Origin of the sequence: Desulfocurvus sp., from assembly GCF_023230885.1 — a bacterium.
Taxonomy (GTDB): Bacteria; Desulfobacterota; Desulfovibrionia; order Desulfovibrionales; family Desulfovibrionaceae; genus Desulfocurvus.
The window spans coordinates 24,325-33,735 of the sequence record NZ_JALNWM010000007.1 but is presented as its reverse complement, the minus strand read 5'-3'; the positions used below and the strand labels follow the sequence as shown (position 1 = coordinate 33,735).

The following is a 9,411-nucleotide window of genomic DNA, read 5'->3' as shown; positions in this document are numbered from 1 at the left end:
GACGGCGACTTCCCCAACCACCACCCCGACCCCACCGTGCCCAAGTACATGACCGACCTCATGGCCCGCGTGCCCGCCGAGGGCGCGGAGCTGGGCATCGGCCTGGACGGCGACGCCGACCGCATCGGCGTGGTGGACGAGACCGGGGCCATGATCTACGGCGACAAGCTGCTGGCCATCTATGCCCGCGACATCCTCGCCCGGCGCCCCGGGGCCAAGGTCATCGGCGAGGTCAAGTGCACCCACCTGCTCTACAAGGACATCGAGGCCCACGGCGGCCAGGCCATCATGAGCGCCACCGGGCACTCGCTGATCAAGGCCCGCATGCGCGAAACAGGCGCCCTGCTGGCGGGGGAGATGAGCGGGCACATGTTTTTCGCCGACGAGTACCACGGCTTCGACGACGCCCTCTACGCCGCCTTGCGCATCGTGGACATCGCGGCGCGCGCGCCGGGCAGGCCACTGTCCGCCGCCCTGGCCGACTGGCCCGCGACCTGCAACACCCCCGAACTGCGCGTGGACTGCCCCGACGCCCTGAAGTTCCGCGTGGTGGCCCGCGCCCAGGAGTACTTCCGCCAGCGCTTCGAGGTCATCGACGTGGACGGCGTGCGCATCGTGCTGCCCGACGGCTGGGGGCTGCTGCGCGCGTCCAACACGCAGCCGGTGCTGGTCCTGCGCTTCGAGGCCCAGTCGCCCGAACGGCTGGCGGAAATCCGGCGCATGGTCGAGGAGCCCCTGGCCCGCTGGATCGCCGAAATGTCCTGACCCGGACCGGGGCGGCCGACCGCCCCGGCCCATGCCGCAGCACAACCCGAGGCAAAGGGGAACCCCGTGCGCAAGAAACTCATCATCGCCTCCGTGGTGGCCGTCGCCGCGGTGGCCGCCCTGTTCTGGACCACGGGCCGGGGCGACGGCGAAATCCAGGTCCTGCGCACGGCCAGGGTCGTGCGCGACACCGTGCGCAGCCAGCTGGAGGCCACGGGCATCGTCAAGGCCCAGGTCGGGGCCATCGTCAAGATCGGCTCCCAGGCCACGGGCCGCATCACCTCCATGCATGTGAAGATCGGCGACGCCGTGCGCGAGGGCGATGTCATCGCCGAAGTCGACGACCGCGAGCTGCGCGCGGACCAGGCCGAGGCCAGGGCCCGCCTGGAGCGCGAGCGCACCGAGCTGGCCCGCGTCCGCGAGGTGGGGCCGCTGTCCGTGGCCGAGGCCGGGGCCAACCTGGAGGCCGCCGCGGCCGAGGCCGCCTACGCCGCCGAGTTCGCCGCGCGCCAGCAGGCCCTGTTCGCCCAGGGCCTCGTGGCCCGCGACACCCGCGACGACGCCGCCCAGAAGGCCCAGGCCAGGGACGGCGCCCTGCGCGCCCGCCGCGCGACCCTGGAGCGCACCCAGGCCGAAACCCAGCGCGAGCTGCAAAAGGCCCGCAAGGCCGTGCGCGAGGCCCAGGCGGCCCTGGATTCCATCGAGACCCGCCTGAGCCACACGCGCATCGTCAGCCCCATCAGCGGCGTGGTCAGCCAGGTCGCCGCCCAGGAGGGCGAAACCGTGGTCACCGGGCTGGAGGTGGCCAACCTGATCACCGTGCTGGACCCCGCGCGCCTGGAGATGTGGATCTACGTCGACGAAACCGACGTGGGCCAGGTGCGCCCGGGCCTGCCCGTGGAGTTCCAGGTGGACGCCCTGCCCGACACGGTCTTTCACGGCGCCATCGACCAGATCTACCCCGAGCCCGAGGTGCGCGACAACATCGTCTACTACCAGGCGCTGGTGCGCGTGAGCCCGGAGCAGGCCCGGAACCTGCGCCCCGAGATGACCACCCAGTGCCGGATCATCGTGGAGGTCCGCGAGAACGTGCTGGCCCTGCCCAACGCGGCCCTCAAATGGGTCGGGGGCGAGCAGGCCGTCTATGTCATGCGCGACGGCAAGCCCCAGCGGACCATGCCCACCCTCGGCCTGTCCGGCGTGGACACCACCGAGATACTGGACGGCCTGCGCGAGGGCGACGAGGTGGCCGTGCAGCTCGTGCTGCCCGGTTCGCAGATTTCCCAGGGCTCGCGCCCGTCCGGGCCGCCCCCCGGGGGCCGCCAGTGAGCGCCGCCCCGCTCATCCGCCTGAGCGACGTACACAAGCGCTACGAAACGGCGGGCGCGCCGACGGAGGTACTGCGCGGCATCGACCTGGACATCGCCCACGGCGACTTCACGGCCCTGCAAGGGCCATCGGGCTCGGGCAAGTCCACCCTGCTGCACATCCTGGGCCTGCTGGACCGGCCGACCTCGGGCCGCTACGAGCTGGACGGGCGCGACGTGTCCACCCTGGACGACGACACCCTCTCCGGGCTGCGCAACCGCACCTTCGGCTTCGTGTTCCAGAGCTTCCACCTCATCCCCTACGTCACGGCCCTGGAAAACGTGCTCCTGCCCGGGCTCTACGGGCCGCAATCGCGCCGCGAGCTCACGGCCCGCGCCCGCGACATCCTGGAGCGGGTCGGCCTGGCCGACCGCGCCCAGTTCCGCCCCGGGCAGCTCTCCGGCGGCCAGCAGCAGCGCGTGGCCCTGGCCCGGGCCCTGCTCAACGAGCCCTCCTGCATCTTCGCCGACGAACCCACCGGCCAGCTCGACTCGACCACCAGCCGCGAGATCATGGAACTGCTGGCCCGGATCAACGCCCAGGGCACCACCGTGGTCATGGTCACCCACGACCCGCAGACAGCCGCCTTCGCCTCCTCGGCCATCCACCTGCTGGACGGGCGCATCAAGGGCGATGCCTGAAACCCTGCGCCACCTGGGCCGGGCCCTGGCCTTCGCCGTGGAGGCCGTGTGGGCCTACAAGCTGCGCAGCGTGTTCGTGGCCTCGGCCATCGCCCTGGGCATCGCCGCGCTGACCATCATCGTCACCAGCGTGGACGGCGCCCAGCGCCGCGCCCTGGAAATCGTGGACACCTTCGGCCCCGACGCGGTGTTCATCCTCGGCGGGGACATCATGTCCCGCGCCCCCGGGCGGCGGACCATGACCCTGACCTGGGACGACGCCCGGGCCATGGAGCGCTCCCTGCCCGGGGCCTATCTCGTGGTGCCCATGCGCGCGCGCATGGGCCTGCGCGCGCGCTCGGGCAGCCGCAACACCGACCTGCCCGCCCTGGTGGGCTCCACCCAGGGCTACGCCCGGGCCTGGAACTGGCCGCTGTCCGAAGGGCGCGACATCTCCGAGGACGACGTGCGCCGGGGCGCCAAGGTCGGCCTCATCGGCGACAGCATCTCGCGCGAGCTGTTCGGCGACGCCTCGCCCCTGGGCCGCGTGGTCCATGTGGACAGCCTGCCCGTGCGCATCATCGGCCGCCTGAGCTACCGCGGCGTGGGCGGCGGCCACGGCACCATCGACGACCGCATGGTCATTCCCCTGACCACCCTGACCCAGCGCTTCAACATGGACCGCAAGTACTTCCGCGCCCTGCGCGTCAAATTCCACAACCCCGAGCGCATGGCCGCCCATGTGGAGAACCTGCGCTCCCTGCTGCGCCACCGCCACGGGCTGACCGGCGACGCCCCCGACGACTTCACCCTGCTCACCGCCGACCAGATCCTGCGCTTCATCGGCATGCTCAAGGGCAGCCTCGTGGCCTTCCTGGGCGTCACCGCCACGGCGGCCATGATCGTCGGCGGCTTCGTGCTGGCCAACCTGTTCTACATCAGCGTCAGCGAGCGCACCGAGGAAATCGGCCTGCGCAAGGCCCTGGGAGCCACAAGCTGGCAGATCACCGCCCAGTTCCTCTTCGAGGCCGCCCTGCTGACCACGGCCGGGGCCCTGGCCGGCATGGCCCTGGGCATGGGCATGGGCCAGCTTCTCTCGCGCCTGGGGGTGCTGGAGATTCTCTTCTCGGGCAAGGTGTTCCTGCTGGCCCTGGGTTCGGCCCTGGCCATCGGGCTGCTCTTCGGCCTGCGCCCGGCCCGGCGCGCCGCGCTGCTGGACCCCGTGGCCGCCCTGCGCGGCGAGGGCGGCTGACCCGCCCGGCTCCGGCCCGCTTGACGCCGCCGCGTCCCGGCGGCTACCCTGCGCCCCATCGTTCCAGCCACGCGCGGGCCACCCGCGCACAACCCTCCCCGCGAGGCCCCCCATGCCCCGAGGCTTCTCCCCGCTGCCCCGCCACACCGGCGAATCCCGGGGCGCCGGCGCCGTGCGCATGCTGCTGCTCATCTGCGTCTTCGCGGGCGTGGCCTGGCTGTATACCAGGCATTTCGACCGCACCCTGGCCGACATCCAGAGCCGCGCGGCCATCCACGACGCCAGCGGCCTGCTCGACTCCGGGCAGATGCGCCAGCTGCGCGACTTCGCCGCCCTGTTCCGCGACGAGTTCGGCGTGGAGCTCGTCCTGCGCATCAGCCAGGGCCCGGTGGAAATCCCGCGCCTGAAGTCCAAGACCCTCTTCCTGGGGCTGGACCTGGACAACCGGACCCTCATGGTCGAATACCCGACCTGGATGCGCCGGGCCCTGGGCCCCGGGTTCACCGCCGACCTCGAAACGGCGCACATGGCCCCCTACTTCGCCTCCGACAGCTGGCCCACCGGCCTGCTCATGGCCCTCAAACGCATCTGGGACCAGCTCATGGCCCAGGAAACACGCGAGACACCCGCACAATGACCGCATCCCCGACCCCGGTGACCATCCACACCGACGGCTCCTGCCTGGGCAACCCCGGCCCCGGCGGCTGGGCCGCCGTGCTCACGGGCGGCGACGCCCGCAAGGAGCTTTGCGGCGGCTACCGCCTGACCACCAACAACCGCATGGAGCTCATGGCCGTCATCGAGGCCCTCCAGGCCCTCAACCGGCCCTGCAAGATCGTCCTGCACTCCGACTCGCAGTACTTCCTGCACGCCCTGACCAAGGGCTGGCTCAGGAACTGGAAGCGCAACGGCTGGCTCACCGCCGCCAAAAAGCCCGTGAAGAACCGCGACCTCTGGCAGCGCCTGGACCCCCTGCTGGCCGCCCACCAGATCGACTACCGCTGGGTCAAGGGCCACAGCGGCAACCCCGAGAACGAACGCTGCGACCTCCTCGCCCGGCGCGAGGCCGGCCGCCGCGACCTGCCCGAAGACCCCGGCTTCGAGCCCTGAGCCCCGCCGGGGCCCGTCTCCCCGCGCCATGCCCGGGCGGCCCGGACCACGCGCCGGCCCCCCGGGCATGGCGGGGCATCCGGGAGATTTTCCGGCGCCACGCCTGCCCGGTCCTGAGCCGCCCCCCGGGCCGCACGGGGCAGCCCCCGCCCCCCGATGGCTCCCGCGCCCGGGCGCCCGCCCCTTCCGGGCCCTGGCGCACGCAGCGGCCCGCGCCCGGCTCCCGCGCCGCGTCCCCGCCCCGTCCGCCAGCGCCGCCGGGCGCGGGGGCCGGGCGGAAGTCGCTGCCCTCCCCGGCCTGCCCGCTTCCTCGCGCCGCCGGGCGCGGGGTGGCTCGGGCCTGCCGACCGCGGTTGCGCCTGCCCTGCCCGCCCTGTCCGCCCTGCCCGCACGGGCATGCGGAATCCAAGACCTGCCCCGCCCGCGTCCCCGCCCTGCCCGCGTCCCGCCCGCGTCCCCGCCCTGCCCGCGCGCCGCAGGCGGGGTGCAGTTCTTGCCGCCCCGAAAAACAGCTTACCACCAAGGCTTTATAATTCTTGACGTTTCCTGACATCCGGCCCAGACGGCACGGTCCTTGCGATGAGCCCTGGCGAGGGAAATTGTTTCCCCGGTCGTGTGCGGTTTTTCGGTTCAAGGAGAGCGGTCATGGGCTTGAGCGCCTTGTATATTGGGGCCACGGGGATGAAGACCCACGGCTCGGGCATGCAGAACATCGGCAACAACCTGGCCAACGTGAACACCGTGGGCTACAAGAACACGGACATCCATTTTTCCACGTTGCTGAGCCAGACGCTGACCACGGCCAGCAATCCGCTGACCGTGGGGTTCTCGCAGCGCGGCCAGGGCGTCGGGGTCGGGGCCGTGCTTACGGACTACCGCAACGGCGGGTTCATGGACGGCAGCGCCACGACGGACCTGGCCATCTCGGGCAAGGGCTTTTTCCGGGTCGAGCAGGCGGGCGAGGTCCGCTATACGCGCGCGGGCAATTTCCGCTTCGACAGAAACGGCTTCCTGGTGGACCCGAACGGCTACCGCGTCCAGGGCAAGGCCATCGTCAACGGCGCGGCCCAGGCCACGGGCGACATCCTCCTGCCCCTGGACGCGAACGGCGAGATCACCGTGCCGTCCAGGGCCACAAGCTCGGTGGTCATGGGCATGAACCTGGGCACCATGACCGACGCCAGCACCAGCACGGCCAACCCGTTCTTCGGGCTGTTCGAGGCCTGGAACGGCACGGACGCGGACTCGCCCCTGGCCAAGGGCGCCTACGGCTACGACAACACCATCCGCGTTTACGATTCCGAGGGCAACGGGCACGACCTGACGGTCAGCCTGGACAGGGTCACGGTCTCCAACGCCTCGGGCAAGTCATACTACGAATTCGTGGTCGGCACGGACCCGCAGGCCGACGGGCGCCCCGGGGTGGCCGGAACCTCCGGCGCCGGACTGCTCATGACCGGCACGCTGACCTTCAACGCCGCAGGCGAACTGGAGGACATGACAGCCTTCACCTACGGCGGTTCGGGCGACCCGCGCGACCTGGCCAACTGGACTCCGGCGGCCATCGGGGAGTCGGGCGTGCCGGGCTTCGCCATGACCTTCGCGGGCGACACGCCGGGCACGGCGGATATCAGCCTGTCCTTCGGGCTGACAGGCACGGGCTGGACCGCGGCCCCGGCCAGCGCCGCCGACGTGGGCCACGACAAGACCCTGCTGCCGGGCCTGGCCGACGCCCGCGCGGGCAGCTTCGCCACCACGGCGCGCGGCGCCACGTCCACCACCGTCTACCAGACCCAGGACGGCACGCCCGTGGGCTGGCTCATGAACCTGCAGGTGGACGACGCGGGCACCATGATCGGCTACTTCAGCAACGGCGTGCACGAAGAGCTGGCCCAGGTGTCGCTGTACACCTTCGTCAACGAATGGGGCCTGCGCCGCGAGGGGGGGAACCACTTCTCGGCCACCAGCGCCTCGGGCGAGGGCGTGGAAGGCGTGGCGGGCACCCTGAACTACGGGCGCATCGCCCAGAACACCCTGGAGGGCTCCAACGTGGACATGGCCGAGGAGTTCACCAAGATGATCATCACCGAGCGCGGCTTCCAGGCCAACTCCAAGGTCGTCACCACCCAGGATCAGATCCTCCAGGTGCTCTACCAGCTCAAGAAGTAGCGCCCCGGCCGCCCGCCCGCGCGAAAAGGGCGCGCCCCCCGAGGGGGGCGCGCCCTTTTCGCGCGGACGCCCGGCCCTACAGGCCCAGGCTCTTCTTGACGTACTCGTAGTCGATGTTGGAGCTGACGAGCTGCGCGCCCTGGCGGATCTTGATCACGTCGCGCAGCTTGTGGCGCGAGAGGATGGTCTCCATCTTCTTGGCCACGGAGAAGGTGTCCTCGCGCACGATGACGATGGGCACCTCGAGGACCTCCGAGCGGGTCAGGATGATGTCGTTGGGATAGAGGTTGCCGGTGAGCACCAGGCAGGGGCAGCTGCCCTCCAGGGCCACGAGCTGCACGTCCGAGCGGTCGCCGCCGACGATGACCGCCGAGTTCTTGTTCTTGCGGAAGTGGGTCATGAAGTTCTCCACCTGCATGGTGCCGATGAGGAAATTCTCCACCACCTTGTCCGCCTTGTTGTGCGAGGAGATGACCTTGCCGCCCAGGCGCGCAGCCAGGTCCGAAACCTTGATGGCGCCCATGAGCGGATCCTTGGGGATGACCCCCAGCACGCGCACGCCCAGGCGCTCCAGGCAGGGCCGCAGCAGGGTCTCCACCTCGTCCATGGACGACGGCGGGATGTCGTTGAGCACCACGCCCAGCAGCGCGTCGCCCAGAGCCTCCTTCATGACCATCAGGTAGTCGTACTTCAGCTCGTCGTGGAAGCGGTCGATGACCACGGCCTTGAGCCCCAGCTCGCGGACCACGGCGATGGCGTCCAGGTTGCAGTACTTGCCCGAGTACATGCTGCCCGAACCGGCCACGATGGTCACGTCGTTGTCCCGGGAAATCTTTTCGTAGGCCGCGCGGATGTCCTGCATCAGGTCGCCGCACTGCCCCGCGAAGGCCTTGACCTTGAAGTCCTGGGTCACGAGCACGGGGGTCACGTCCTGCGCGGCCCCGGAAAGGCCCAGGATATTCTGCACGAAGTAGGCGTCCTCGTCCCAGGCCGTGCCGTCGACCTCGGTGGGCATGGCGCCCACGGGCTTCATATAGCCGACCTTGTGGCCGTCCTTCTGGAGCTTGAGCCCCAGGCCCATGACGACCATGTTCTTGCCCGAGAAGCCCGCCGTGGAGCCGATGTAGATTCCCGCCATGATCTTGCGCCCTCCTCGCTGTGGTCCGTCCTGTCTACTTCATTTTCACGGCGTTGCAAATCCCGGCGCGAGGCCGCCGTGGGCCGGGCCGGTTGACCGCGCAAAGCTTCCCCTGGTATCCGGCCCCAACCAGGACTCCCGGCGGCGCCGGGCGCTCCGCCCGCAGCGGGCGGCGCGCGCGCCCCGGGGCCAACCCGGACACGACGGCCGGCCCACGGCGCGGGGAACGGAATGACGCAGGATCTTGATACGTTGCAGGAAGTTATTTCCCATCGGTTTTCCCAAGTCAAGCTTTTGGAGACAGCGCTGACCCACAGCTCCTTCGCCAACGAGCACGAGGAAGCCGACCGGGACAACGAGCGCCTGGAATTTCTGGGCGACGCGGTGCTGGAGCTTGGAGTTTCGGAGATGCTCTACGAGCGGAACCCCGAGGCCCCGGAGGGCGAGCTGACGCGCATGCGCGCGCGGCTGGTCAGCGAACCGGCCCTGGCGGCCCTGGCGCGCGAGCTGGGGCTGGACGGGCTGCTACGCCTGGGCCGGGGCGAGGAGCTCCAGGGCGGGCGCACGCGCGACGCGCTGCTGGCCGACGCCTTCGAGGCGGTGCTGGGGGCGGTGTTTCTGGACGGGGGGTTCGCGGCGGCGCGCGGGGTGGTGCGCGGCATCTATGCCCGGCGCCTGCCCGGGCCGGGCGAGACGCGGCGCGTCAAGGACGCCAAGAGCCGCCTGCAGGAACTGACGCAGAAGGATTTTCGCGAGCGCCCGGCCTACGCGCTTCTGGGCGGCAGCGGGCCGGACCATGCCAAGGTCTTCGAGGTGGAGCTGACCCTGCCCGACGGGACGCGCCTGCGCGCCACCGGCCCCACGGTGAAGAAGGCCGAGCAGGACGCGGCGGCCAGGGCCCTGGCGCTGCTCCGGGGGACCGGCGCTTCCCCGGCCGGGGAGGACTGAGCCTCCCCGGTCCGGGCACGTCTTTGGTCTCACGCCGCAGC

At 70.9% G+C, this 9,411-nt stretch carries 9 protein-coding genes; 8 read left to right on the top strand and 1 reads right to left on the bottom strand.

Annotation, left to right across the window (positions count from 1 at the left end; translation table 11 throughout):
- The 7 genes from M0P34_RS01175 to M0P34_RS01145 all read left to right on the top strand — a co-directional run.
- The coding region (locus tag M0P34_RS01175; protein ID WP_291495476.1) for a phosphomannomutase/phosphoglucomutase at nt 1–765 on the top strand (765 nt) is incomplete at its 5' end.
- Nucleotides 766–831: 66 nt separating this feature from the next.
- On the top strand, nt 832–2,094 hold the full coding sequence (locus tag M0P34_RS01170; protein ID WP_291495474.1) for an efflux RND transporter periplasmic adaptor subunit: 1,263 nt from the start codon (nt 832–834) through the stop codon (nt 2,092–2,094).
- Nucleotides 2,091–2,774 (top strand): ABC transporter ATP-binding protein, encoded by a 684-nt coding sequence (locus M0P34_RS01165; RefSeq protein ID WP_291495472.1) that lies wholly within the window; start codon nt 2,091–2,093, stop codon nt 2,772–2,774. Before M0P34_RS01170 ends, M0P34_RS01165 begins: the two co-directional genes overlap by 4 nt.
- Nucleotides 2,767–4,005, top strand: coding sequence for an ABC transporter permease (locus M0P34_RS01160; protein WP_291495470.1), 1,239 nt, complete (start codon nt 2,767–2,769; stop codon nt 4,003–4,005). Before M0P34_RS01165 ends, M0P34_RS01160 begins: the two co-directional genes overlap by 8 nt.
- 112 nt (nt 4,006–4,117) lie before the next feature.
- A complete protein-coding gene (locus tag M0P34_RS01155) occupies nt 4,118–4,642 on the top strand; it encodes a hypothetical protein (RefSeq protein ID WP_291495467.1) in 525 nt (174 codons plus the stop codon).
- Nucleotides 4,639–5,115, top strand: coding sequence for a ribonuclease HI (gene rnhA, locus M0P34_RS01150; protein ID WP_291495465.1), 477 nt, complete (start codon nt 4,639–4,641; stop codon nt 5,113–5,115). The genes M0P34_RS01155 and rnhA overlap by 4 nt, the downstream gene beginning before the upstream one ends.
- A 645-nt stretch (nt 5,116–5,760) precedes the next feature.
- On the top strand, nt 5,761–7,284 hold the full coding sequence (locus M0P34_RS01145) for a flagellar hook-basal body complex protein (protein WP_291495463.1): 1,524 nt from the start codon (nt 5,761–5,763) through the stop codon (nt 7,282–7,284).
- A gap of 76 nt (nt 7,285–7,360) precedes the next feature.
- Here the strand turns inward: M0P34_RS01145 and M0P34_RS01140 are convergent, their stop codons facing one another.
- On the bottom strand, nt 7,361–8,422 hold the full coding sequence (locus M0P34_RS01140) for a phosphotransacetylase family protein (RefSeq protein ID WP_291495462.1): 1,062 nt from the start codon (nt 8,420–8,422) through the stop codon (nt 7,361–7,363).
- Nucleotides 8,423–8,653: 231 nt separating this feature from the next.
- Between M0P34_RS01140 and rnc the strand changes: the two genes are divergently transcribed.
- Entirely contained in the window at nt 8,654–9,370 is a 717-nt protein-coding gene (rnc, locus tag M0P34_RS01135; protein ID WP_291495460.1) for a ribonuclease III, read from the top strand.
- The last annotated feature ends 41 nt before the right edge of the window (nt 9,371–9,411 follow it).

What these genes read in the sequence shown, in the direction of transcription:
- M0P34_RS01160 (WP_291495470.1), top strand. Translation starts at nt 2,767, where the DNA reads ATGCCTGAAACCCTGCGCCACCTGGGCCGGGCCCTGGCCTTCGCCGTG.
- rnhA (WP_291495465.1), top strand. Translation starts at nt 4,639, where the DNA reads ATGACCGCATCCCCGACCCCGGTGACCATCCACACCGACGGCTCCTGC.
- M0P34_RS01145 (WP_291495463.1), top strand. Translation starts at nt 5,761, where the DNA reads ATGGGCTTGAGCGCCTTGTATATTGGGGCCACGGGGATGAAGACCCAC.
- M0P34_RS01140 (WP_291495462.1), bottom strand. Translation starts at nt 8,422, where the DNA reads ATGGCGGGAATCTACATCGGCTCCACGGCGGGCTTCTCGGGCAAGAAC.
- rnc (WP_291495460.1), top strand. Translation starts at nt 8,654, where the DNA reads ATGACGCAGGATCTTGATACGTTGCAGGAAGTTATTTCCCATCGGTTT.
- M0P34_RS01155 (WP_291495467.1), top strand. Translation starts at nt 4,118, where the DNA reads ATGCCCCGAGGCTTCTCCCCGCTGCCCCGCCACACCGGCGAATCCCGG.